General features: G+C 68.1%; 22 protein-coding genes, 2 tRNA genes and 1 pseudogene. 8 read left to right on the top strand and 17 right to left on the bottom strand.

Annotation, left to right across the window (positions count from 1 at the left end; translation table 11 throughout):
• Nucleotides 1–13: 13 nt before the first annotated feature.
• The 5 genes from M3M28_RS03240 to M3M28_RS03220 form a co-directional block, all read right to left on the bottom strand.
• The gene (locus M3M28_RS03240; protein WP_249387413.1) at nt 14–508 is read right to left on the bottom strand and encodes an acyl-CoA dehydrogenase family protein; all 495 of its coding nucleotides are present in this window, start codon (nt 506–508) and stop codon (nt 14–16) included.
• Nucleotides 411–1,265 (bottom strand): acyl-CoA dehydrogenase family protein, encoded by an 855-nt coding sequence (locus M3M28_RS03235; RefSeq protein ID WP_249387412.1) that lies wholly within the window; start codon nt 1,263–1,265, stop codon nt 411–413. The genes M3M28_RS03240 and M3M28_RS03235 overlap by 98 nt, the downstream gene beginning before the upstream one ends.
• Before the next feature lie 185 nt (nt 1,266–1,450).
• Nucleotides 1,451–1,900: a single-stranded DNA-binding protein gene (locus M3M28_RS03230; protein ID WP_249387411.1), complete on the bottom strand. Its 450-nt coding sequence runs from the start codon at nt 1,898–1,900 to the stop codon at nt 1,451–1,453.
• 111 nt (nt 1,901–2,011) lie between these two features.
• Entirely contained in the window at nt 2,012–3,358 is a 1,347-nt protein-coding gene (locus M3M28_RS03225; RefSeq protein ID WP_249387410.1) for an acyltransferase family protein, read from the bottom strand.
• Nucleotides 3,359–3,440: 82 nt separating this feature from the next.
• Nucleotides 3,441–4,145, bottom strand: a complete 705-nt coding sequence (locus tag M3M28_RS03220) for a response regulator (RefSeq protein ID WP_249387409.1) — start codon at nt 4,143–4,145, stop codon at nt 3,441–3,443.
• 148 nt (nt 4,146–4,293) lie between these two features.
• On the opposite strand from M3M28_RS03220, the gene M3M28_RS03215 reads away from it, so the two are divergent.
• Nucleotides 4,294–6,075, top strand: a complete 1,782-nt coding sequence (locus M3M28_RS03215) for a sensor histidine kinase (RefSeq protein WP_249387408.1) — start codon at nt 4,294–4,296, stop codon at nt 6,073–6,075.
• Nucleotides 6,076–6,106: 31 nt separating this feature from the next.
• On the opposite strand, the gene putP is transcribed toward M3M28_RS03215, so the two are convergent.
• Together putP and M3M28_RS03205 are read right to left on the bottom strand one after the other, a co-directional pair.
• Nucleotides 6,107–7,684: a sodium/proline symporter PutP gene (putP, locus tag M3M28_RS03210; RefSeq protein WP_249387407.1), complete on the bottom strand. Its 1,578-nt coding sequence runs from the start codon at nt 7,682–7,684 to the stop codon at nt 6,107–6,109.
• A 72-nt stretch (nt 7,685–7,756) separates the two neighbouring features.
• On the bottom strand, nt 7,757–11,308 hold the full coding sequence (locus M3M28_RS03205) for a bifunctional proline dehydrogenase/L-glutamate gamma-semialdehyde dehydrogenase (protein ID WP_249387406.1): 3,552 nt from the start codon (nt 11,306–11,308) through the stop codon (nt 7,757–7,759).
• A gap of 193 nt (nt 11,309–11,501) precedes the next feature.
• Between M3M28_RS03205 and M3M28_RS03200 the strand changes: the two genes are divergently transcribed.
• The gene (locus M3M28_RS03200) at nt 11,502–12,434 is read left to right on the top strand and encodes a LysR family transcriptional regulator (RefSeq protein WP_249387405.1); all 933 of its coding nucleotides are present in this window, start codon (nt 11,502–11,504) and stop codon (nt 12,432–12,434) included.
• Here the strand turns inward: M3M28_RS03200 and msrA are convergent.
• A complete protein-coding gene (msrA, locus tag M3M28_RS03195) occupies nt 12,415–12,939 on the bottom strand; it encodes a peptide-methionine (S)-S-oxide reductase MsrA (RefSeq protein ID WP_249387404.1) in 525 nt (174 codons plus the stop codon). The two genes, M3M28_RS03200 and msrA, sit on opposite strands and share 20 nt — an antisense overlap.
• 130 nt (nt 12,940–13,069) lie before the next feature.
• On the opposite strand from msrA, the gene M3M28_RS03190 reads away from it, so the two are divergent.
• Nucleotides 13,070–13,312, top strand: a complete 243-nt coding sequence (locus M3M28_RS03190; protein ID WP_249387403.1) for a hypothetical protein — start codon at nt 13,070–13,072, stop codon at nt 13,310–13,312.
• Nucleotides 13,313–13,319: 7 nt separating this feature from the next.
• Here M3M28_RS03190 and nadE read toward each other — a convergent pair whose 3' ends face one another.
• The 3 genes from nadE to M3M28_RS03175 form a co-directional block, all read right to left on the bottom strand.
• Complete coding sequence (nadE, locus tag M3M28_RS03185) at nt 13,320–14,132, bottom strand: ammonia-dependent NAD(+) synthetase (RefSeq protein ID WP_249387402.1); 813 nt, start codon at nt 14,130–14,132, stop codon at nt 13,320–13,322.
• Between the two features lie 101 nt (nt 14,133–14,233).
• Nucleotides 14,234–14,431 carry a hypothetical protein gene (locus M3M28_RS03180; RefSeq protein WP_249387401.1) on the bottom strand — a complete coding sequence of 66 codons (198 nt, stop codon included), beginning with the start codon at nt 14,429–14,431 and terminating at the stop codon, nt 14,234–14,236.
• The gene (locus tag M3M28_RS03175; protein WP_249387400.1) at nt 14,428–15,435 is read right to left on the bottom strand and encodes an NAD-dependent epimerase/dehydratase family protein; all 1,008 of its coding nucleotides are present in this window, start codon (nt 15,433–15,435) and stop codon (nt 14,428–14,430) included. Before M3M28_RS03175 ends, M3M28_RS03180 begins: the two co-directional genes overlap by 4 nt.
• A gap of 124 nt (nt 15,436–15,559) precedes the next feature.
• On the opposite strand from M3M28_RS03175, the gene M3M28_RS03170 reads away from it, so the two are divergent.
• Complete coding sequence (locus M3M28_RS03170) at nt 15,560–16,429, top strand: transporter substrate-binding domain-containing protein (protein WP_249387399.1); 870 nt, start codon at nt 15,560–15,562, stop codon at nt 16,427–16,429.
• Nucleotides 16,430–16,435: 6 nt separating this feature from the next.
• On the opposite strand, the gene M3M28_RS03165 is transcribed toward M3M28_RS03170, so the two are convergent.
• Nucleotides 16,436–17,458, bottom strand: a complete 1,023-nt coding sequence (locus M3M28_RS03165) for an NADP-dependent oxidoreductase (RefSeq protein ID WP_249387398.1) — start codon at nt 17,456–17,458, stop codon at nt 16,436–16,438.
• Nucleotides 17,459–17,499: 41 nt separating this feature from the next.
• Nucleotides 17,500–17,889 (bottom strand): DUF1304 domain-containing protein, encoded by a 390-nt coding sequence (locus M3M28_RS03160; RefSeq protein ID WP_249387397.1) that lies wholly within the window; start codon nt 17,887–17,889, stop codon nt 17,500–17,502.
• Between the two features lie 86 nt (nt 17,890–17,975).
• Here M3M28_RS03160 and M3M28_RS03155 point away from each other — a divergent pair, with 86 nt between their 5' ends.
• The gene (locus M3M28_RS03155) at nt 17,976–18,569 is read left to right on the top strand and encodes a TetR/AcrR family transcriptional regulator (RefSeq protein WP_249387396.1); all 594 of its coding nucleotides are present in this window, start codon (nt 17,976–17,978) and stop codon (nt 18,567–18,569) included.
• 360 nt (nt 18,570–18,929) lie between these two features.
• The gene (locus tag M3M28_RS03150) at nt 18,930–20,402 is read left to right on the top strand and encodes an HNH endonuclease signature motif containing protein (RefSeq protein WP_249387395.1); all 1,473 of its coding nucleotides are present in this window, start codon (nt 18,930–18,932) and stop codon (nt 20,400–20,402) included.
• Nucleotides 20,403–20,428: 26 nt separating this feature from the next.
• On the opposite strand, the gene M3M28_RS03145 is transcribed toward M3M28_RS03150, so the two are convergent.
• Nucleotides 20,429–20,501 (bottom strand) — tRNA-Arg (locus tag M3M28_RS03145).
• A gap of 70 nt (nt 20,502–20,571) precedes the next feature.
• Here M3M28_RS03145 and orn point away from each other — a divergent pair.
• Both orn and M3M28_RS03135 read left to right on the top strand, forming a co-directional pair.
• The gene (gene orn / locus M3M28_RS03140; protein WP_249387394.1) at nt 20,572–21,210 is read left to right on the top strand and encodes an oligoribonuclease; all 639 of its coding nucleotides are present in this window, start codon (nt 20,572–20,574) and stop codon (nt 21,208–21,210) included.
• Nucleotides 21,211–21,252: 42 nt separating this feature from the next.
• A tRNA-His gene (locus M3M28_RS03135) sits at nt 21,253–21,328 on the top strand.
• Here M3M28_RS03135 and M3M28_RS03130 read toward each other — a convergent pair.
• The 3 genes and pseudogenes from M3M28_RS03130 to M3M28_RS03120 all read right to left on the bottom strand — a co-directional run.
• Nucleotides 21,321–21,656 carry a hypothetical protein gene (locus M3M28_RS03130; RefSeq protein ID WP_249387393.1) on the bottom strand — a complete coding sequence of 112 codons (336 nt, stop codon included), beginning with the start codon at nt 21,654–21,656 and terminating at the stop codon, nt 21,321–21,323. The two genes, M3M28_RS03135 and M3M28_RS03130, sit on opposite strands and share 8 nt — an antisense overlap.
• 102 nt (nt 21,657–21,758) lie before the next feature.
• On the bottom strand, nt 21,759–21,998 hold the full coding sequence (locus M3M28_RS03125; protein ID WP_249387973.1) for a recombinase family protein: 240 nt from the start codon (nt 21,996–21,998) through the stop codon (nt 21,759–21,761).
• A gap of 58 nt (nt 21,999–22,056) precedes the next feature.
• Nucleotides 22,057–22,119 (bottom strand): annotated as a pseudogene (locus M3M28_RS03120) (hypothetical protein); the annotation flags it as partial.
• Nucleotides 22,120–22,260: the final 141 nt, after the last annotated feature.

Raw genomic sequence — 22,260 nt, 5'->3', positions numbered from 1 at the left:
CGTTTGCTTGGTCTCAGCTGTACCAGGTCGGCTGCGGGATCTCGTTGACGAGGACATACATGCCGACTTCGTGCTTCTTGTAGGGGACGGGGTCGTGCAGGCTGTGGGTGCGGAGGTTGCGCCAGTAGATGTCGAGCCCCACCTTGTTCGCGCTGGCGCGGGCGCCGGTGAGCTCGAAGATCTTGGTGGCGACCTCGAGGCCGTCCTCGATGATGCGCAGCTTGCCCGCGGCGATGCGCACGGCCACCTCGCCGCGAGCGCGCTCGGTGAGCTGTTCGCGTGGTGCGTGCAGGATCTCGCTAATCTCGTGGTCGATCTGGTCGATCAGCGCGGCATCGGCCCAGAGCTTGGAGGCGAGCTCGCCGTACCCCTCGAGGACGTAGAACTCCTCGACGCCACGCTGCTTGTGCTCACCGCCGAACGGCCACGCGCGCGTGTTCTCGCGGGTGTAGGCCGCGGCCGTCTCGAGCGCGCCCTCGGCGATGCCGAGATAGAAGTTGTTGAACACGGACTGGAGTGCCGGGACGTTGAGGGTGTTGTACACCAGCGGCTGGAACTCCTTGTCGACGAAGCCCGCGGCCCCCGGCCCAGTCGACGCGCACGTCGTTGATATCGACGGAGCCAGATTCGGTGAGCCGCTGACCGAGGTTGTCCCAGTCACCCGCAAACACGATGCCGTCCTGCGCTGTGGGCACAATGGCAAAAATGTGCGTCTCGGTGTCCTGAAGCACGCCTTCGAGCACGGTGAGGTCGGCGACGCGGCCACCCGTTGAGAACGACTTGTGGCCGCTGAAGACGAGTTCGTTCCCGTCTTCGACGATCGTGAGATCGCTGTCACGGGGATTGACGGCGCCCCCGAAGAAGAAGTTGTTGGTGGTGTAGAGCTCCTCGACCGCCGCGATTTGGCCCTCGGTGCCGACGAGCCGCACGGCCCACGCCCAGAGGTAGTGGTAGCCGAGGAGTTGACCGATGGAACCGTCGGCGCGGGCGATGATGCGCACAATTTTCAGCACGGTTTCCCACTGCAAACCGGCACCGCCATGCTCCTGCGGGCCGAGCACCGTGACGAGGCCCGCGCCCTTCAGGAGTTCGACCTCGGCGTGAGGTGCGGCGCCGATGCGGTCACGCTCGAGGGCGTCGGCGGCGAGAATATCGGCGACCTCCTGCGCGCGGGCGAGCCAATCCGCGTCGGTGGCAGGACGCGGGGCATCCTGCCACCGGTTCAGCAGTTGGTCTGGGGCGGAGGTCAGCGTGGTGTCAGACATGGTGGTGGCGCTCTCTTTCTGTTGGCGGCGTCACCTCGCGCGGGTTGCGGAGGCAACTGCCACCGAACTTCGCAGCGCTCCGGCGTCGCGGGCAACGGCGCAACGCCAAATGGTCGTACGTTGACGCCGCGTTACCGCCGTGCGTCAGTTGGTCGTCACATTGCGCAACCAGCGCCATGACCGACTCAGAACGTCGGCTCGACCTTGGCGTCGGCAAGATTCGCCCACGCCGGCTGCGCCCCGGCAGGCTCGGGCTCGCTCGCCGAGGGGGTCTCGATCTGCTGCGGCTTGGGTCGCTGTGCGTAGGCGAGGTCGCGGCCGACGTGCGAGGCAATGACCTCGATGCCGTTGCCGGTCGAGCCGTCAGAACGCTCGAATGTCGTCACGCGCTGCTTGCCGGTGAGAATGACGCGCTGGCCCTTGTCGAGCGCCTCGCTGGCGTTGTTCGCGAGCTTGCCGAAGGCGGTGACCGAGTACCAGTTCGTGTGCACGTCCTCCCACTCGCCATCGCGGTTCTGGCGGCGCTCGGAGCTCGCAAGGCGGAAGGTGAGGCGGTCGATCGTGTTGCCGGCGCCGACCTTGCGGAGCTCGGGTTCGGTGCCGATAGTGCCGGTAAGAGTGATGTGGTCGGTCATGATGCTCCTTCGTTCGAGAGTGTGCGCGGCCCGGCGCGGAGGTGCCGTGCGAGGTGGTGGTTCCGCGCCGGGACGCACCCACAGCTTGCGGGGCCGAGGCGACCGCCGCAGCTACCGGCCGTCGCGCGGTGGAAAGCCGCGCATCCACAGCTCCCCCGGTTGCGGTGCTGGCTGAACGCGAGCTGCGGGTTTCGGCGAGGTGAGCCGGTTGGCACCCGCGATGCTCATCGTGAGCAGGGCGAGCGCCGCGGCCACGACGACCGGCTGCGCGAAGCCGAGCACGAGCACCGCGCCGATGCCGACGACGCCGGCGGTCACGCTGAGCGCGGCGAGCGCGCGGTCGCCGATGCGTGGGGTCGGCAGCACGAGCCGGGGCGTCCAGCGCTCGATCGGCGCGAGCCGCCCGGCCAGCGGGAACACGAGCAGCGCGACCAGCGCGAGCCACGGTAGGCGTGTGAGCCACCACGCGAGTGAGTGCACCTCGGGCATCGGCGCACCGAGGGCAAAGCCGACCCCCACCAGCGTGAGCATGAGCGGCATGTGCCAGAGATACATGGTCATCGAGCGAGGACCGAGCGCAGCCGAAACTCGGGCGACACCTGGCCTGGCCGCGATGCGATCGAGCCATGGCTTGCCGAGCCGCACGAGCCCGAACGACACGACCCCGTAGAGCCCGAGCACAACATTCGGCGGGTTGAGGTTCTCGTACATGTCGGCCGAGGCGCCGGTCGCGACGCAGAGCAGCACGCCGACGAACGCGGCTACGGGCAGCGCGACGCTCCCCCGCGCGCCCGGGCCGACCTCGCCGTCGAGCAGCAGGTAGCCGAGCTGGTGCACGAAAAGCCAGACGAACGCGAGGTTCGCGTAGGCGAGCCCAGGCATCCCCGTTGCCGCCGCGAGCGCGTCGACCGCGACGACGGCGCCGGCGAGCGCGATGAGCGTCGCCGCGCGGTGGTGTTCGTGCAGCCAGCTCGTCACCGGCACGAGCGCGGTGACGCCGAGATAGACGGCGAGGAACCAGAGCGGCTGCCCGGCCCGCAGGCTCGCCTCCCCCACGAGTTCGGGTGCGAGGCCGAGCTCACCGGCGAACGTGATCGCGACGCCCACGACGGCGATCATCACGGCGGCGGGCACGACGAGCCGACGCGAGCGGCCCGCGACATACGCCCGCCAGCCCTCGCCGCGCTCGCGCATCCGCCGCCACTGGCTCAACGAGGCGAAGCCGCCCGCGATGAAGAACAGCGGCATCATCTGGGTGACCCACGTGATCGGCACGAAGAACGACTCGCCCACGAGCGCGACGCTCGTGCGCAGTTCGCCGTTCGCCGCGATCTCGGCGCCGACCATGAGCGAGTGCAGCGTCACCACCGTGATGAGGCTCGCGGCGCGCAAGAGGTCGATCGCGCCGTCTCGGTGGCTGGCTCGCGGTGGGCTGGGCTTCGTCGTGATGACGGTCATGGGGTGCTCCTCGTTTCGATGTGCGAGGAACGTATGGCCGCGGTCGCGGAGCGCGCGCCACCCGATCGGGTGGCCGAGGACCCTACCTTTGGGTCGAGTCGGGCGCGTCGCCCACCCGCACGAGGCCCGACTCATACGCGGCGACGACGAGCTGCGTTCGATCGCGCAGCCCGAGCTTCTGGAGCACGCGGGAGACGTGCGTCTTCACGGTCTGCTCGCCAAGGAACAGTTCGCCGGCGACCTCGGCGTTCGACATGCCGCGCGCGATGCGCTGCATCACCTCGAGCTCGCGCGCCGTGAGGTCGTTGAGCCGGGCCGAGTCGCGAGGCGCGGCGGGGCGGGCGGCGTAGTCGGCGATGAGTTTCTGGGTGATCGCGGGCGCGAGCAGCGCCTCGCCGCCCGCGACGACGCGCACGGCCTCGACGAGCGCATCCGCCGTCGCGTCCTTGAGCAGAAAGCCGCTCGCGCCCGCACGAATCGCCTCGAACACGTACTCGTCGGCGTCGAAGGTCGTGAGGATGATCACGCGCGGATGCTGCTCCCCCGGCAGCGCGAGGATCTGCCGGGTCGCCTCGAGGCCGTTCATGTTCGGCATGCGGATGTCCATGAGCACGACATCGGGCTGTGTGCGGCGCACGAGCGCGGCCGCCTCGCTGCCGTCACCCGCGCTGCCGACAACGGTCATGTCGCCCTGCGCGTCGAGCAGCGCCCCGAAACCCTGCCGCACCATCGCCTGATCGTCGACAATGAGCACGCGGATGCCGGATTCGGCCGTGTTCTGCTTCATGCTCCCCAGCGTAGGTCGGCGGCGGGGGCGCGGGCTCCCCCAAAGGTAGCGGTCGCGATCACTCCGTACAGTGACGTCCACGCGGTGGATTCGCCCGTATGGTGCCTGCGCACGACACGCACGACCACCGCAGACGAAAAGGAATCTCATGCAATCGCGTCAGCACTCCACCGCCACCCTGCGTCGCGACTTTGCTTACCTCCTGCCCGGCCCCGTATTTGCCCTCGCGTCGTTCACCTCGCTGATCACGCTGTTCTCGCTGTCGGTCGGCACGTTCATCATCTGGGTCGGCGCGGCCCTGCTGCCCATCACGCTGCGCCTCGCGACCTGGTTCGCCGACCGCTCGCGCGGCCGAGTGCGGGCATGGGGGCTCGAGGTGCCCGAGGAGGAAGTGCCGCCGCGGCAGCCGGGATTCGGCGGGCTGCTGCGCGAGCTGCGCCGCCCCGGCGCGTGGCGCGACCTCGTGTTCGAGCTGCTCGTGACGATGCCGCTGCGCTTCACGACGGGACTACTCGCCTTCTGCTGGCCGCTCGTCGCGGTCGGCGGCCTCACCTATTGGGTGTGGAGCTGGTCGCTGCCGGAGGGCGGCGGCAGCATGGCGGAATTGTTTGGTCTCGTGTTCCCCGACGCGCAGCTCGCGGCCTGGTTCGACGGCAACCTCTTCGACATCGTCATCAACCTCGTGCTCGGCCTCGCCTTTCTCGCGACCCTGCCCGCGGTGCTGCACGGCCTCGCCTGGTTCGACGCGCACGTCACGAGGTTTGTGCTCGGCCGGGTCGATTGGTCGTGGCTGCTCGGCGGCATCGCGGGCGTGACGCTGCTCGCCGTGACCTGGCCGGTGCTCGCCGCGATCTATGGCGTGCACGCCGCCCTCGCCGGGGCGCTCGCGCTCGCGACCGCGGGTGCCGTCGTGCTCGCCGTACGGCTGCCGGTAACCTCGACCATCGTCGCCGCGATCGGGCTACTCGCGACGGCGCTCGCGTCGGCCCCGGCGCCCGGGCTGCCGTGGCCCGTGCCGGCGACCGGCATCGTCGCGGGCGTGCTCGTCATCGCGATCGTCGGGCTGCGGCGACCCTGGTACCTCGCGGTGCTCACTTGGGTCGTGCTCAGCGGCGCGAGCCTCGCCGGCGCACTCATCGGCACGGGCGGCGGCACCGGCGGCGCGCTGGCCAACTTCACGACCTTCGCGTCGATCGCGGCGGGCGTGGCCGTGCTCGCGATGGTGGCTCGCACGCTGCGCTCGAACCGCGGCGAGATTGAGCAGGTGCGCGCACTGACAGCGCAGGAGCAGCGCAAGCGGGCCGAGCTTGAGGAGCGCAACCGCATCGCGCAGGAGCTCCACGACGTAGTCGCGCACAGCCTCTCGGTGACGAGCGTGCAGGCCACGACCGCGAAGTATCGGCTGCCCAACCTCGTCCCCGAGGTCGTCGACGAGTTCGACACCATCGCCGACTCGTCGCGCCGTGCCCTCGGTGAGATGCGTGGCCTGCTGCGGCTGCTGCGCGGCGACGGCGACGCCGAGCTCGCCCCGCAGCCGACGCTCGCCGAGCTTCACCACCTCATCGAATCCTCTCGCGCGAGCGGCGCCGAAGTCGAGTACATCGACGGGCTCGGCGACGCCGCCGCGCGCGAGATTCCGGCGACCGTCGCCCTCGCCGCCTTCCGCATCGTGCAGGAGAGCATCAGTAACGCGCTGCGCCACTCGCACGGCGCCAGGATTCACGTGGAGCTGCGCCGCGCATCCGACGCACTCGAGGTCGAGGTGGTGAATGGGTCGCCCGACGAGTCGAGGCCAGTGCAACCGAGCCCGGGCGCAGGGCTCGGCCTTGCGGGGCTCCGCGGCCGCACCGAGGCCCTCGGCGGCACCTTCGCTGCCGGCTCCGAGCGGGGAAACGGCTTCGCGGTGCGCGCCCGGTTGCCAATCGACTAACCGGGAGCGCACCGCGAAGGTGGGGCGGTGCCTACTGGCGCTTGGCCTGCTCGGCGGCGACGCGACGTGCCTCGACCCGCGCGGCAGCCGCATCCGCGGCGTCCTTGCGGTCGCGAATCGCGACGATCGCGCCGGTTTCGGTGAACTCGCGCTCGATCTCCTCGTTCGGCTTGGGCGCCGCAATGCTCACGATCATCGCCGTCGCGAGGGCGAGGATGAACGCGGGCAGCAGCTCGTAGAGGCCGATGCCGAGCGCCGCGTCAATCGCCTTGTAGACGAATACCGCGACCGCGCCGACGATCATCCCCGCGAGCGCGCCCCAGTTCGTGAGCTTGCGCCAGTAGAGGCTGAGCAGCACGATCGGGCCGAAGGCGGCGCCGAAGCCGGCCCACGCGAAGCTCACGAGGCCGAGGATCGAGTCGTTCGGACTGATCGCGAGAATACCCGCGATGATCGCGACCACGAGCACGCCGACGCGACCCAGCCAGAGCAGGTTCTTCTGGCTCGGCGGGGTCTTCTTGAGCGCACGGTAGGTGTCCTCGACGAGCGCCGACGAGCAGACAATGAGCTGGCTCGACAAGGTACTCATGATGGCCGCGAGCACCGCGGCGAGCACGAGGCCCGCGACGAGCGGGTGCAGCAGCACCTGCGAAAGCAGCAGCACGACCGTCTCGGGGTCGGAGGGGCCATCGCCGAACTTCGCGAAGTACGCGATGCCGACGAGGCCGCTGACGACCGCACCCAAGAGCGAAAGGAACTGCCAGCTCGTGCCAATGCGGCGCGCGGAGGCAGCCTCCTGCGGCGAGCGCAGCGCCATAAAGCGCACGATGATGTGCGGCTGGCCGAAGTAGCCGAGGCCCCACGCGAGGCCCGAGAGGATGAACATCACGACCGCGAACGTCGAGAGCGAGCCATCGCCGAACAGCGACAGCGCGACCGGATTGTTCTCGGTGATGAGCGTCGTCGTCTCTTGGAAGTTGCCGATGGTGAACAGCGCGACGACCGGCACGACGATGAGCGCGATGACCATCATGAGGCCCTGCACGACGTCGGTGAGCGAGGCGCCGAGGAAGCCACCGAACAGCGTGTACGCGAGCGTGACGACCACGACGAGGATCATGCCGAGCGTGTAGTCACCGCCGAACGCCGACTCGAAGAACTTGCCGCCGGCGACCATCCCACTCGACGCGTAGAGCGTGAAGAACACGAGGATGATGATGCTCGAGACCGTGCGCAGCAGCCGCGAGCGGTCGCGCGTGCGGTTTTCGAAGAAGCTCGGGATCGTGATCGAGTTGCGCGAGACCTCGGTGTAGGCGCGCAGTCGCGGTGCGACGAGGCGCCAGTTGAGGTACGAGCCGATGAGCAGGCCGATCGCGATCCAGCTTTCGAGCAGGCCGCTCAAGAAGATCGCGCCGGGCAGGCCCATGATGAGCCAGCCCGACATGTCGGAGGCGCCGGCGCTCAGCGCCGCCACCCACGGGGGCAGGCCGCGCCCTCCGAGCATGTAGTCCTCGTGGTCGCTGGTGCGGCGGAACGCGAGGTAGCCGATCAGCAGCATGGCGGCGAAATAGATTCCGAGTGCGATGTAGAGATACACCTGGTCAGACACCGTTGTCACCTTTCTCTCTCTATTGGGCGGCCGCGGCACGGCCAGGATAGTCGGACGATAGGCCGTCGGAGGCTAAATGAGCCCCTCCGACAGATGGTTCGGTGTGCCAAATCGATGGGCGGTGATGGAGACCGCCTGCTCACGCAAGTGTGGCAGCATTTCGACCCGCCCGGCGCGAACGACGTCACCGGAGTACACGGCAATGTCGGGTTTGCCAGCGCTCGCCTCGGTGATCGCGGCGTGCTCGGCCGCGTGCGAGGCGCCCGCGACAAGGCGGATGCGCGCCCCGGCGTGCGGCCCATCCTGCGCGGCGAGGCGGGCGACCCGGCCGCGCCAGATGTCGTCGTCCTCGACCACGACGGTGGCGCCGAGGCCGCGCAGCTGCTCGGCGATTTCGGCGGGCAACGCGGTGGCGGTCGACACCGTCGGCGTCGACTCGGCGGCGAGCGCGGCCGCGAGCACGCGCACGGCGTCGCGCAGAACGGCGTCGGCCGCGATGCGCACCGTGACGGGCACGGAGCGGTAGCGCAGCAGGTTGCGCTCGACGCCGAGCTGCGACGCGTCGCGGGCGATGCCGAACTCGTCGTTCCACGCGTGGGCGTCGGAGCTTGCGGCGTCGCGCAGCCACTCGAGGTCGCTGCCCGCGACGCCAGCGCGTTCCGCCGCGGCGAGCAACTCGGCCACGCGCGGGCGGGGTGCCGCGGGCGCAGCCGTCACCGGCGCATCCGCCCACTCGCCGAGCGCGTGCAGGTAGTTCGGGCCGCCGGCCTTCGTGCCGGGGCCGATTGCCGACTTCTTCCAGCCACCGAACGACTGGCGGCGCACGATCGCGCCGGTGATGCCGCGGTTGATGTAGAGGTTGCCGGCCTCGGTGCGCTCGAGCCAGGTCGCGAGGTCGCCGCGGTCGAGCGAGTGCAGGCCCGAGGTGAGGCCGTAGTCGATCTCATTGACCATGTCGATTGCCTCGTCGATGGTGTCGGCGGTCATGATGCCGAGGATCGGCCCGAAGTATTCGGTGAGGTGGTACTCGGAGCCGCGGCGCACGCCCTCGCGCACGCCCGGGGTCCAGAGCTTGACGTTGCCGTCGGCGTCGCTCGCGAGCGGGCCGGCGTGCTCGACCGGCTTCGGCTCGACGAGCCACGACTCGCCCTCGCCGAGCGTCGTGAGGCCGCGCAGCAGCTTGCCGCTCGGCGCCGCGATGATCGGGCCCATCTGGCTCTCGAGGCGGTCGGGGGTGCCGACCTTGAGCGAGTTCACCGCGTCGAGCAGCTGGCGGCGGAAGCGCTTCGACTTTGCGACCGAACCGACGAGCACGACGAGTGACGCAGCCGAGCACTTCTGGCCGGCGTGGCCGAAGGCCGAGTTCACGACGTCCTTCACCGCAAGGTCGAGGTCGGCGTGCGGGGTGACGATGATTGCGTTCTTGCCGCTCGTCTCGGCGAGGATCGGCAGGGCGGGGCGCAGCTCGCGCATCTGCACCGCAGTCTCGTAGGCGCCGGTGAGGATCACGCGGTCGACGCGCTCGTCGGCGACGAGCTTCGACGAGAGGCCGCGGTCGGCGAACTGCACGTACTGCAGCACCTCGCGGGGCACGCCGGCCTCCCAGAGTGCCTCGACCATCACGGCGCCGGTGCGGGCCGCCGCCGAGGCGGGCTTGAAGATGACGGATGCGCCCGCCGCGAGCGCTGCGAGGGTGCCGCCGGCCGGGATCGCCGTCGGGAAGTTCCACGGCGGAATCACCGCGATGAGGCGCTTCGACGCATAGCTTGCGCCGTCGACATGCTCGAGCGCCTGGCCGAGGCTCGCGTAGTAGTGGGCGAAGTCGATCGCCTCGCTCACCTCGGGGTCGCCCTGGTCGAGCGTCTTACCGCACTCCGAGCCCATCACCTCGAGCAGCTCGGCGCGGCGGGCCTCGAGGCGCTCGCCGGCGCGGTGCAGGATGCGCGTGCGCTCTTCCACGCCGAGGTCCTGCCAGGTCTGCTGGGCCTCGACGCCGCGGGTGATGACCTCGTCGAGCGCGGCCTCGTCGGCGATGCGCGCGGAGCCGACGAGCTCGGTGCCGAGCTGCGAATCGACCATGCGCTCAGCGATGCCGCGGCCCCAGGCTCGGTTGCCCGGCAGGTCGGGGTCGGTGTCGGGGGTGTTGTGGAAGCCGTCGATACCGCCGGCGGTCCACGCGTCGACGCGCGCCTCGAGGCCGGCGTCGTCGAACTCGCGGCGGTCCTGGCGTCGGTTCGGCAGCGGCACCGCGTAGTGCTCCTCCGAGCCGTCGCCGGTGATGGTCTCGAGTTCGGCGAGCGAGGCGAGGAAGCGGTCGCGCTCGCGGTCGAACAGCATCGGCGAGTCGTGCAGCTCGAATACGGCCGACATGAAGTTCTCGTGGCTCGCGCCCTCCTCGAGTCGGCGGATGAGATACGCGATCGCGACATCGAACTCGTTCGGGTGCACGACCGGGGTGTAGAGCAGCAGCGAGCCGACCTCGCGCTTGATCACCTCGGCCTGGCCGGTCGCCATGCCGAGCAGCATCTCGAACTCGACGCCCGACTCGGCGCCGCGTGCCTTCGCGAGCAGCCACGCGAGCGCGACGTCGAAGAGATTGTGGCCGGCGACGCCGACCCGCACGTGCTGCACGTGCTCGGGGCGCAGCGCGTAGTCGAGCACGGCCTTGTAGCTCGTGTCGCTGTCGCGCTTCGTCGACCACGTGGCCTGGGGCCAGCCGTGAATCATCGCGTCGACGTGTTCCATCGGCAGGTTCGCGCCCTTGACGACGCGCACCTTGACGGGCGCCCCGCCGATCGCGACGCGGTCGGCGGACCACTCCTGCAGTCGCATCATCGCGCCGAGCGCGTCGGGCAGGTAGGCCTGCAGCACGATGCCGGCCTCGAGGTTTCGGAACTCAGGGCGGTCGAGGATGCGCATGAACACCGCCATGGTGAGGTCGAGGTCCTTGTACTCCTCCATGTCGAGGTTGATGAACTTCCGCGGCGTCGCGGCCGCCGCCTTCTCGAACAGCGGCACGAGCTGCGACTCGATGTGGTCGACGGCCTCGTCGAACGACCAGTGGTTGTGGGGCGCGACGGTGGCCGACACCTTGATCGACACGTAGTCGACGTCGTCTCGGTCGAGCAGTCGGTGGGTGCCCTCGAGGCGGCGCTGCGCCTCGTTGTCGCCGAGGATCGCCTCGCCGAGCAGGTTGATGTTGAGGCGCACATCGTCGCGCTTGATCTTCGCGATGGCGGGGCCGAGCTTCTCGTCGGTCGCGTCGATGATGAGGTGGCGCACCATCTGGCGCAGCACCGTGCGCGCGATCGGCACGACGACGCCGGGCAGCACCTTGCCGGCGGCGCCCCCGAGGCCAATGGCGCCGCGCAGGGGTGCCGCGAGGAACTTCGGCGTGATCGGCGTGAGCTTCGCGAGGTTCGCGGCGGCGGCCGAGAGGTCCTCGGGTCGCACGACGCCGTCGACGAAGCCGACGGTGAAGTCGAGGCCGTTCTCGTCGCGGAGCACGCCGGCGAGGCGTTCGGCAGCGGCGTCGACGGGCTGCTTCGCCGACTCATCGAGCCACCGGCGCACGAGCGTGATCACCTCGTCGGCGAGGTCTTGCGGGCGAACATCACGGGTCACGTTGGGGTGCGACAGCACAATCGGCCTTTCGACAGATCGAGCACGGCTCGATGAATGGGGCGCCGAGTCAAGCCATCTTTGGCCCGCGGTCGCCGGGATTGACTCAAGTGTGCCGCCGAGAAACCTTGACGTAAAGTAACGACTTGTACCGATTACGGTGCAGTTTTTCTACTGTATTCGACGGGAGTCGACCTTGCTCGAGATGAAGCGTCTGCGCCTGCTGTGGGAGCTCAGCACCCGCGGCACCGTCGCGGCCGTCGCCGAGGCGCTCCGGTACACGCCGTCGGCGGTGTCGCAGCAGCTCGCGCTGCTCGAGCGCGAGGCGGGCGTGCCGCTGCTGCGCAAGGCGGGCCGGCGACTCGAGTTCACCGCCGCGGGCGAGTCGCTCGTGCGCGAGGTCGAGGGCCTGCTCAACGGCCTCGAGCGCGCCGAAGCGATGCTCCACTCCGCCGGCGACGAGATCACGGGCACGATTCGCGTCGCGTCGTTTCAGACCGCGGTGCTCGCGCTGTTCCCCGCGGCGCTGCGCCACCTGCGTGAGACGGCGCCGCACCTGCGCGTCGAACTCGTGCAGTATGAGCCCGGCGCCGCGCTGAGCGAGACCTGGGCCCGCAGCTTCGACCTCGTCGTCGCCGAGCAGTACCCGCACCACGCGACCCGGCACATCCCAGGGCTCGACCGCGTGCCGCTGACGACCGACCGCATCCAGCTTGCGGTGCCGCCGCTCGGCAGCGGCGTCGCCGAGTTCGACCGGGTCGAGTCGATCACCGATGCGGCTGGGCTGCCCTGGGTGATGGAGCCGCAGGGCGCCGCGACCCGGCACTGGGCCGAGCAGGCCTGCCGGCTGGCGGGGTTCGAACCGGATGTGCGGTTCGAGACCGCTGACCTCCAAGCGCACGTGCGGCTCATCGAAACGGGCAACGCGGTCGCGCTGCTGCCGTCGCTCGTGCACACCTCGACGCCGCGGGTGCGGCTGCTCGAACTCGAGGGTGCGCCTAGGCGCACCCTGTTCACGGCGGCGCGGGAGGCGAGCCAGGGCCACCCCGCGATCTCGGCCGTGCGCGACGCGCTCGACGTTGTCGTGCGCGAGGCCGAGGCGGCGCGGCTTACTTCATCCACTCCGTAAAGCCGGCGCGCACCTTGTTCACCTTGGGCACGGCGACCGCGAGACAGTAGCCCTGACCGGGGTTCTTCGCGAAGAAGTCCTGGTGGTAGTCCTCGGCGTCGTAGAACACGTCGGCGTCTTCGAGCGAGGTAACGACGCCGCCGCCCCACATCTCGTTCGCGCGCTCGACGGCCGCCTCGAACAGCTCCCACTGGTCTTCGTCGCTCGGAAACATCGCCGAGCGGTACTGCGTGCCGATGTCGTTGCCCTGCCGGTTGAGCTGGCGGGGGTCGTGCAGCGTGAAGAACATGTCGAGAATGACGTCGCCCGGAATCACCGACTCGTCGAACACGACCTTGACAGCCTCGGCGTGGCCGGTGCTGCCGGTGCAGACGAGCTCGTAGTTCGGGTGCTCGACGGTGCCACCGGTGTAGCCCGAAATGACGTCCTCAACGCCCTTCACATTGCGGTACACCGCATCGAGGCACCAGAAGCAGCCACCGGCAAGAACGTACGTCGTAGTCATGCCTCAATGCTAGGCGCCCTTGCTGCGCGGCCGCCAAGTGCGAGCGACCTCGCGAACGTGTCGGAGGCTCGGCTTAGCGTGCGAGTACGCAGCACGCGGCGCCGCAGGCGCCATTGCGAAGGGAATCGAAATGACCGTCACGCTTCTGCCCCGAACCACCGACCTCATCCGCGAACGCGCGGGCCTGCGCATCCACCAACTCACCGAGACGCGCTGGCGCGTATCGCAGCCAGCCGGCGCCATCGTCGGCTACCTCGAGCGGCGCGGCGCCGAGGTCGCGGTCATGCGCATGACCGCCGACCGGCGCGGCTTCTTCGACCTCGGCACGTTTGACGACCTCGACGAGGCGTTCGACGCGCTACGGCGCATGTAGCTCGCGGCTAGCGCCACCAAGTGTCGAAGGGCGTCACCGGCACGGTGCGCTTGTGGCGCGTGCGCGAGAAGTAGCCCTCGAGCTTCTCGGCGACCTCGTCGGCCACCTCGCCGCCGGTGAGGTAGGTGTCGATGTCGGCGTAGCTGAGCCCAAGTTCGTCTTCGTCGGCGCGGCCGGGCGTGCCGTCGAGCAGGTCAGCGGTGGGCTGCTTGAGGTAGAGCCGCTCGGGCGCGCCGAGGTGCTCGAGCAGCTGCCGCCCCTGCCCCTTCGTGAGGCCGGTGAGCGGCGTGAGGTCGCAGGCCCCGTCGCCGAACTTCGTGAAGAAGCCGGTGACCGCTTCGGCGGCGTGGTCGGTACCGATGACGAGCGCGCGGCGCTCGGCGGCAATCGCGTACTGCGCGACCATGCGGGTGCGCGCCTTCGAGTTGCCACGAGTGAAGTCGGCGAAGGTGAGACCATCGGCGCCGTGATCGAGGCCATCGACGGCGGGCTTGATGTTGAACGTGACCGCGTCGTCAGCCTGGATGAACTCGAGGGCGAGCTGCGCATCCGCCTCGTCGGCCTGCACGCCATACGGCAGGCGCACTGCGGTGAACTTGGCGTCGTGCCCCTCGGCTCGCAGCCGCTCGACCGCGAGCTGCGCGAGGCGGCCCGCGAGGCTCGAGTCCTGCCCGCCCGAGATGCCGAGCACGAAGCCGTGGCTGCCGGTGGCGACCGCGTAGTCGTGGAGGAATGCGACGCGGGCTTCAATTTCCGCGCCGGGGTCAATCTCGGCTTTCACGTCGAGTGCTTCGATGATCGCTGCCTGTGCCTCTCGCATGCGCCTAGTTTTGCACGATGCGCGACATCTGACGCGAAAACTTTCACCCAGGCAACGCTTACCTAGAATCCCTGCCGCCACCCCCACGACATCGAGTCAGGTCAGACCACCACTCGCTGCATGCCAACAATCCCGTCCTGCGATACGGCGGCACCGAAGTGGTCCACGGCGTCCCGCTCGTAGGCGTGCACGCGGTGGGTGGCGGCGAGCGTGGTCTGCTGCAGCCTCATCAATTCGAGCGAGCCGTCGCCCTCGACCTCCTCGGAGAGGTCGTGGCCGTTGATGGCGATGCGCGTCACCACTTGGCGTTCGCAAAGTCGGCGAGCAGCTCGCGCTCCTCAGCGTCGGTCAGGCCCGCGCCGTGGGGGTTCGGGATGCCGTGCTCGAGTTCGTGGCGCAGCGAGTCGGTGAGCGTCTCGCCGAGCGGCCGCAGCGTGAGCCCGGCCGCGCGGGCCCGCTCGGTCGAGCGCGCGTTCATGCCGTACCAGTCGCGCGCGGCGATCCAGAGCGGCAGCGAGCGCGGGCCCATCCACTGCGCGACCTCGCGGTCTTGGAGCCATGCTTCGGGCGCGGCCACGATCTCGGCCGGGCTGCCGGCGGCGGCGCGGGCGGAGTCGAGGTGGGCGGGCAGCGGATGCGCGTCGCCGAGCGCATTGAACGCGCCAGTTGCGCTGCCGGCCGCGAGCGCGACGATGAAGTCGGCGAGGTCGCGCACGTCGATGATCGCGGTCGGAAGCTCGGGGGTATCGGGCGCGAGCACCTGCGCCTCTTCGTTCGAGGGTGCGGCGAAGCGGCGCACCCAGTAACTCGTGCGGCCAGTCGGGTCGCCGGGGCCACCAATGAGCCCGGGCCGCACGATTGCGGCGCGCCGCTCGCCGAAGGCGTGGCGGACGGCCTGCTCGCACGCGGCCTTCGCCTCGCCGTACTGTTCCATGCTCGCCATCGCGTCGGCCTCCAGCGCAGGCAGCAGCTCGGTCGACTCGTCCGCTCCGATCGTCGCGTGACTCGCGTAGGCGCTGCAACTCGACACGAAGACGTATTTGGCAGCCACGGGCTCGAGGGCGCGCACCGCGCGGCGCACCCGACCGGGCTCGCTCGCGAGGTCGACCACGGCATCCCAGCGCTCTTCGCTCACTTCGTGCAGGGCATCGTCGGCATCGCGGTCGGCCCGCACGAAGCGTGCACCTTCCGGCGCTGGGGCACTGCCTCGGGCGAGGCAGGTGACGTCGTGGCCTTCGCCGATGGCGGCTTTGGCGACCGCGTGGCCGAGCCAGGCGGTGCCGCCGAGCAGAAGCAGGTTCATACCTTCAGCTTTGCAGCCGTGCCCGAACGCGAGGTGGCCGTTCGCGCTCGGCGGAGGCTGGGCATCCGGGCCGACAAGTGTCGTTTGCTAGGGTCGGCCGCACTACGTGACGAAGGAGACACGCATGAAGAAGCCACGTCGATACCTCGTGCCGATCGCGATCGCGGCGCTTGCGCTCACCGGCTGCCAGTCTGGCGGCGACACCGCCTCGACGGACGCGGCGACCCAGGATGCGGGGGCCACTGCCACGGCCGAGTCCGCTGCGCTCGAAGACGGCGTGCTGCAGGCCTGCTACACCGGCGACTATCGACCGTTCAGCTATGACGACCCCGACACCGGCGAGCGCACCGGCATCGACGTCGCCCTCATGGAGGACCTCGCCGAAAACCTCGGCGTCGAACTCGAGTGGGTCAAGACCTCGTGGTCTGACCTCATGTCGACCTTCCTGAGCTCGTGCGACATCGCGGTCGGCGGCATTTCCGTCACCGACGAGCGTGCCGAACAGGTGGCTTTCAGCGACCCCGTCATCGTCGGCGGCAAGGCCGCGATCACGACGTGCGGACGCGAGGATGAGTTCGACGAGCTGGAGGAAGTGAACCAGCCCGACACCACGCTCATCACTCCCGTCGGCGGCACCAACGAGGCGTTCGCTGACGAGAACGCGCCCGAAGCCGACATCGTGCGCTACGACGACAACAACACGATTTTCGACCAGATCGTGGCGGGCGACGCCGATGTCATGATCACCGATGCGCCCGAGGTCGTCTGGGCCGCCCACGAGCATCCGGAGCTCTGCGAGGTCAACGCCGACGACCCGTTCACCGACGCGACCCTCGCCTACATGCTGCCGCTCAACGATGCCGAATTCGCGGCGACCGTGAACACCTGGCTCGCGAGCACCCACGAGGATGGCACCTGGGATGCGGCCGTCAGCGATTGGTTCGGCGACGACTCGGTGTTCTCCGCCGAGCAGTTGCAGGAGGTGCTCGACTAGGGGCGATTAGGCCTCCGGGTCGATGCGCACGAGCATCTTGCCGGTGTTCGCGCCGCGCATCATCTCGAGGAACGCGTCGACCGAGTGGTCGATTCCGTCGACGATCGTCTCGTCGTAGGCAATCTTGCCCTCGCCGAACCAGCTCGACATGTGCTGCTGAAACTCGGGTGCGAGGTGAATGTAGCTGCCGAGCGTGAAGCCCTTGAGCGAGAGGGCGCGCGTGATGATGTTTGCCATGTTGTCGGGACCCGCGGGCTTCTCATCGGTGTTGTAGCCGGCGATCGCGCCGCAGAGCGCGATGCGGCCGCCGTCGTTCATGACGTCGAGCGCGGCCTCGAGGTGGTCGCCGCCGACGTTGTCGAAGAAGACGTCGATACCCTCGGGGGCGATCTCGGGCAGCTGCTCGCGGACCGGCGCATCCTTGTAGTTGATGGCGGCGTCATAGCCGTACTTCTCGGTGAGCAGCGCGACCTTCTCAGCCGAACCTGCCGAGCCGATGACGCGCTTCGCGCCGAGGAGGCGCGCGATCTGGCCCGCGGCGGTGCCGACGGCGCCGGCAGCGCCCGAGATAAAGACGGTGTCGCCCTCCTTGAGGCCGGCGATCGCGGTGAGGCCGACGTAGGCGGTCATGCCGGTCATGCCGAGGATGCCCATGCGCACCGAGTGCGGCACACCCGGCAGCTCGGGGACAGCGCGGAATGCGCTGGCGTCAGCCTGGGCGATGTCGCGCCAGCCGAGGTCGTGCTGCACGAGCGTGCCGACGGGCAGCGCATCCGAAGTCGAATCGACAACGCGGCCGATCGCGCCGCCGGTCATCGTCTCGCCGAGCACGTACGGCGGGGTGTAGCTCTTGACGTCGTTCATGCGGCCGCGCATGTACGGGTCGACTGAGATGAACTCGTTGCGCACCCGAACCTGGCCGGGCTCGGGGTCGGTGTACTCGACCTCGACGTAGCGGAAATCCTCGTGCGTCGGCCATCCCTGCGGGCGGGCGACAAGTTGAACCTGGGTGCTGACGGCTGCGGGCATGGAGGTCCTGCTTTCTGTTGGTGCGGTCGCGGTTGGACGGGCTAGAGCGCGACGCCGATGGCGAGGGCGATCACGCCGAGCGCCGGGATGACGCCCTGCTTGAGCGCCGCTGCGGCCTTGTCGGGACTCGTGATGAGCAGCACGAGCGAGGCCGCGACCATCGAGCCGGCGCCGGTGAAGACGAGGGTCGCGCCGATGGCGGGCTGGCCCGCGGCGTAGAAGATGATGCCGAGGATCACGGCGATGGCGAGGAAGAGGTTGTAGAAGCCTTGGTTGAAGGCAAGCTCTTTCTGCACGGCGGCCTCTTCTTCAGTGCCGGTGCCGAACGTCTTGCGGGCAAGCGCTCCCGTCCAGGCGATCGACTCGAGATAGAAGATGAACACGTGCACGACCGCCGCGATACCGGCGAGTACGAGACCTGCAATAACCATGATGAAGTTGCTCCCCCTTGCGTCGACTAACGCTTTCAATAGTGAACCGACCGGTTTAGAATATACTGAACCGGTCAGTTCACGCAATGGAGGAAATCATGGGTCGCACCCAAACCTTTGACACCACCGAGGTGGTGCGGGCGGCACGGGCAGTCTTCTGGCAGCACGGTTTCGAGAATGCCTCCCTCACTGAGCTTGAGCAGGCAACCGGACTTAACCGCTCGAGCATCTACTACGCATTTGGCTCGAAGCGCGGTCTGTTCGATGCAGCAGTCGAGAGCTATCTCGACGAGATCATCCGGCCGCGACTGCAGCCACTGACCAGCGCTGAAGTTTCAACAGACGCCCTCGACAGTTACCTCGTCGGCTTGCGCGCCGCACTGCTGCGAGGCGGTTCGCTGGCGGCGACGCACGGATGCATGCTGGTCAACACTGCCGGCACGCCGATCAGCCACGACGAAGCCGTTGCACAGACCATCCGCGCCTATACCGCGGAGTTGCGCGCAGCAATGACCGCGGGAGTGCGCGCCGCTCTTCCCAACGCACCCGCCGCATCGCAGGATGCACTGGCCGAGGCCTGCACGAGCCACGTGATTACCGCCATGGCGATCGTGCCAATCAGCCCCGATGACGCCGCCCGGGCGCTGGATGCGGCGCGCGGGTTGATCGCCGCGGGGTAGTTCGCGGGGCTCGCCTGCGAGTTGGCCAGGCCGCAGCCTTGTGAGCAGAGCGTGGTCACGTTGATATGGCTCCGGCGCTACCCAACACCATCCCACGCTGCACGATAGCCATGCCGATGCCGGAGGGTGGCGGTGAACTGAAACCAGCCACCAAACCGTCAGGAAACCGGCCCACCTAGGGCATGTCGGTGGCTCGTGCGAGAGTGAACCTAGGTCGAAAACCGGCCCATGGATGCTCGAAACCTCGAACATCCACGCCGGCAATATTAGAACGTATGTGCGCTTCAATCTTGACTCCATGCGTATATACTTACGACAACGGTTCCCCGCATTGACGCACCTTCGAGGAGGTGACGCCCGATGACCGCAACGACTCCCCCATCAGGCTCTGATGCTGATGAGCCGATGCGTCGTGCACCGAAGCACCGGCCAGACGGCACCACCCCTCCACCCGAGACCGACGGGCTCAATGACGCGCTCGCGGCGATTGAGGGCATGGTGTTGAACGGGGCGAAACTTGAACAAGTCGGCGCGTACATGAAGATGATGGGGCTCGCGCAGGCCTACGCGGTCGCAGAGCACCGGACGCACGCGCAACTGCAGGAACGTTCCTCGGTCGCGAGCCCGGACGATTTGCTGCGGTTGAACCTGCGGTCGATCGTGGCGGAGTTCGGGATTCACACGAACGAGTCCGACACCGCGCTCCTGAACCGGGCGTATGACGCGCATCGACTGGGTACCGATTTTGTTGTGTGGCTCGACCCACTCCGCGAGGCGGCGGTGACGATGCGGCATGCTCGCGCGCTGTTGCGGCATGCGGGCATCGTGCCCGACGGGCGCCGCGATGACTACGCGACCAAGGTGCTCGAGTTCGCGACGGGCGAGACCGTCGCCGCGACCGACACCTACGCCCGCAAACTCGCCGCCGAACTCGGGGCCGAAGAGTTTGAGGCCGCGTTCGAGCACGAATACCAGGCCCGCCACGTCAAGATCGAGGACCGCGAGTTCGGCATGTCGCGCATCACCGCCGACATCCCAACGCTGCAGGCCCACGCGATGTACGACCTCATGCAGCAGCAAGCCAAAGCGCTCCGTGAGGAGCACGTGACCGAGGCCGACGAACACCGGCGCCGCGTCCGCGACGCACAAGCACGCGGGGAAGCACTCTCTGCTGCAGACGCCGAGTTCATCGAAGACCCCCGCACGGTGCGCCAGCTGATGGCCGACCTGTTCGTCGAGACCTTCCTCACCACGACGCCGCAGAGCATGCGCGAGTACGACGCCAAGGGCCACTCGCGCGTGACCGCGACGGTGAGCATCGTCATCCCGGTCCTGAACCTCCTCAACCCGGACGCACCGCGTGATGTCGCGACACTGAACGGGATGATGCCGGTCAGCATGACCGAGGCCCGCGACATGGTCTCAAAGGCGAAGTGCTTCCAACGAATCTTCACCGACCCGATCACCGGGCACGTGTTGACCGTCGATACCCGCACCCCGACCCCATCGATGCGCAGATTCCTGCAAGCCAGGGACCAAGTGTGTTTATTCCCGGGCTGCCGCAGACCCGCACATCAAAGCGAACTTGATCACACGAAACCGTGGGCCGCGGGCGGCAACACCGATGTCGAAAACCTGGGACACCTCTGCCCAAAACACCACACGCTGAAACATCAGCGTCCGTGGGCGTGCGAGCAACTCGGTGGCGGCAAAGTCAGGTGGCGAACCCCGCGCGGCGAATGGGTCACCGTCGAACCAAGACCAGTCGGACCGATCTTCAAACCCGTCGACGACCAGAGCTATGACGCGATCAATGATCCCGCGCCGTTCTAGCGCGGCGGGACTCCGTCTCTCAGTTGCGCCCCCGGCAGGAATCGAACCTGCGACCAAGAGATTAGAAGGCTCCTGCTCTATCCGCTGAGCTACGGAGGCAACCATCTCAGTCTAGCGAGTTATGCACATCCGACGGGCAGATGGCCCGCACGGAACTACGATGAACTGCATGAGTGCCTCGAGTGACAAAAATGGCCGCATGGTGTGGATCGACTGCGAGATGACGGGTCTCGACATTGGCGTCGATGAGCTCTGCGAAATCGCGGTGTTCGTCACCGACTCCGAGATCAACGTGCTCGACGCGAAGGGCCTCGACGTCGTAATCAAGCCGTCGCAGGCGGCCATGGACAACATGGGTGAGTTCGTCACGAACATGCACAAGACGTCGGGCCTCGCGGAAGAGATCCCGAATGGCGTCACCGTCGAGGAGGCGCAGCAGCAAGTGCTCGACTACGTCAAGCGGTTCGTGCCTGGCGAGCGCACCGCTCCCCTGGCCGGCAACACCATCGGTACCGACCGCATGTTCCTCGCGAAGCAGATGCCTGAACTCGACACCTACTTGCACTACCGGAACATCGACGTGTCGACGCTGAAGGAGCTCGCGCGACGGTGGTACCCGCGCATCTACTTCCAGTCGCCAGAGAAGCACGGCGGCCACCGTGCGGCGGCCGACATCCTCGAGTCGATTCGCGAGTTGCGCTACTACCGCCAGGCCATGATCGTGTCGGCGCCCGGCCCCGACACCGAGTCGCTCAAGCAGATTTCGAAAAGCATCGTCGACGAGTTTTCACCCCTGCTCGAATCGTGATGTAAGATCGTGTGGTTGCCGCGCGAACGGTGCGGCGACATGGTGGGTATAGCTCAGCTGGTAGAGCGCTTGGTTGTGGTCCAGGAGGTCGCGGGTTCAAGCCCCGTTACTCACCCCAAATGGGTCAGGTTTGACCTTTCGACCAAGGGTCCGCCCTTGGTCAGGGTTCCAACCTGGCCCTCGTTCTTTTCTTGGGCGGACCAGCTCAGGGCGTCGGCATGGAGGCCGGGGACGCTCAGCCCGTCGCACGGGTTGCGGTAGCCGACGCGCACGTCGTTGTCCTCGTCGATCCAGGACTCGATGGTCTGCAGCGACGCGGTGATCCGATTCTGGAGGTCGGGCGGGATCGCTCCTGCGTAGTGGGCCTGGAGCAGCTTATGTTGCTCGCCTTCGCGATGGGTCCTCCGGGACGCGAGGTCGGCGAGTTCGGCGGCGCCTTCAGCCATGCCGGCTCGCGCACACGAAGTAGGGGTAGATCGTGCCCTAGTTGCCCTTGGCGTTGCACACGATCAGGCGCGAGCCGCACTGCCCGCAGAACATCCTGCCCTTCAAGTAGTGCTCGTGCACCCGCGTTGCGTCCGCGGCGAGCGGTGCCTACCGAGCACGGTCTGCACGTAATCCCACACCTTGTTCGGGACGATCGCCTCGTGCGCTCCGGCATAGGTGACACCTTGGTACCGCACGCTGCCCTTGTAGTACGGGTTCGTCAACATCCGGTGCACCGATGGCTTGGCGATGGGCCGAGAAGGTCGCCGCGGCGTCGCAGCTGTCGTCAGCCCGCGCGCCACCCGCGTCCTTGAGTGCAAGGTGGATCGTCACATCGTCGGCACGGTTGCGGGCGAGCCGGTCGACCCTGTGGACGATGCAGTAGTTCGTCGAGTGCTTGGCGACGTACTCGATGATCCGCATGAGTTCGGTCCGGTCAGCCTTACGTATGGACTCCCCCGCGTCGGCACCCTCCGCGGCGTCCGCGCCTCAACTGAACTCGGGTACACCTCCCTCGTCGTCAGTTACCGCAACACCGCAGAATGGCCACGAGTCGGACCCGGC

The sequence above is a fragment of the Gulosibacter sediminis genome, assembly GCF_023370115.1.
In the GTDB taxonomy this organism is placed as follows: domain Bacteria; phylum Actinomycetota; class Actinomycetes; order Actinomycetales; family Microbacteriaceae; genus Gulosibacter; species Gulosibacter sediminis_A.
The sequence above is the reverse complement of the archived record's forward strand: the minus strand, read 5'-3'. Positions and strand labels throughout refer to the sequence as shown.

What these genes read in the sequence shown, in the direction of transcription:
- M3M28_RS03150 (WP_249387395.1), top strand. Translation starts at nt 18,930, where the DNA reads ATGACCGCAACGACTCCCCCATCAGGCTCTGATGCTGATGAGCCGATG.
- M3M28_RS03175 (WP_249387400.1), bottom strand. Translation starts at nt 15,435, where the DNA reads ATGAACCTGCTTCTGCTCGGCGGCACCGCCTGGCTCGGCCACGCGGTC.
- M3M28_RS03235 (WP_249387412.1), bottom strand. Translation starts at nt 1,265, where the DNA reads ATGTCTGACACCACGCTGACCTCCGCCCCAGACCAACTGCTGAACCGG.
- M3M28_RS03170 (WP_249387399.1), top strand. Translation starts at nt 15,560, where the DNA reads ATGAAGAAGCCACGTCGATACCTCGTGCCGATCGCGATCGCGGCGCTT.
- M3M28_RS03230 (WP_249387411.1), bottom strand. Translation starts at nt 1,900, where the DNA reads ATGACCGACCACATCACTCTTACCGGCACTATCGGCACCGAACCCGAG.
- M3M28_RS03160 (WP_249387397.1), bottom strand. Translation starts at nt 17,889, where the DNA reads ATGGTTATTGCAGGTCTCGTACTCGCCGGTATCGCGGCGGTCGTGCAC.
- M3M28_RS03130 (WP_249387393.1), bottom strand. Translation starts at nt 21,656, where the DNA reads ATGGCTGAAGGCGCCGCCGAACTCGCCGACCTCGCGTCCCGGAGGACC.
- msrA (WP_249387404.1), bottom strand. Translation starts at nt 12,939, where the DNA reads ATGACTACGACGTACGTTCTTGCCGGTGGCTGCTTCTGGTGCCTCGAT.
- orn (WP_249387394.1), top strand. Translation starts at nt 20,572, where the DNA reads ATGAGTGCCTCGAGTGACAAAAATGGCCGCATGGTGTGGATCGACTGC.
- M3M28_RS03225 (WP_249387410.1), bottom strand. Translation starts at nt 3,358, where the DNA reads ATGACCGTCATCACGACGAAGCCCAGCCCACCGCGAGCCAGCCACCGA.
- M3M28_RS03215 (WP_249387408.1), top strand. Translation starts at nt 4,294, where the DNA reads ATGCAATCGCGTCAGCACTCCACCGCCACCCTGCGTCGCGACTTTGCT.
- M3M28_RS03190 (WP_249387403.1), top strand. Translation starts at nt 13,070, where the DNA reads ATGACCGTCACGCTTCTGCCCCGAACCACCGACCTCATCCGCGAACGC.
- M3M28_RS03220 (WP_249387409.1), bottom strand. Translation starts at nt 4,145, where the DNA reads ATGAAGCAGAACACGGCCGAATCCGGCATCCGCGTGCTCATTGTCGAC.
- M3M28_RS03155 (WP_249387396.1), top strand. Translation starts at nt 17,976, where the DNA reads ATGGAGGAAATCATGGGTCGCACCCAAACCTTTGACACCACCGAGGTG.
- M3M28_RS03165 (WP_249387398.1), bottom strand. Translation starts at nt 17,458, where the DNA reads ATGCCCGCAGCCGTCAGCACCCAGGTTCAACTTGTCGCCCGCCCGCAG.
- nadE (WP_249387402.1), bottom strand. Translation starts at nt 14,132, where the DNA reads ATGCGAGAGGCACAGGCAGCGATCATCGAAGCACTCGACGTGAAAGCC.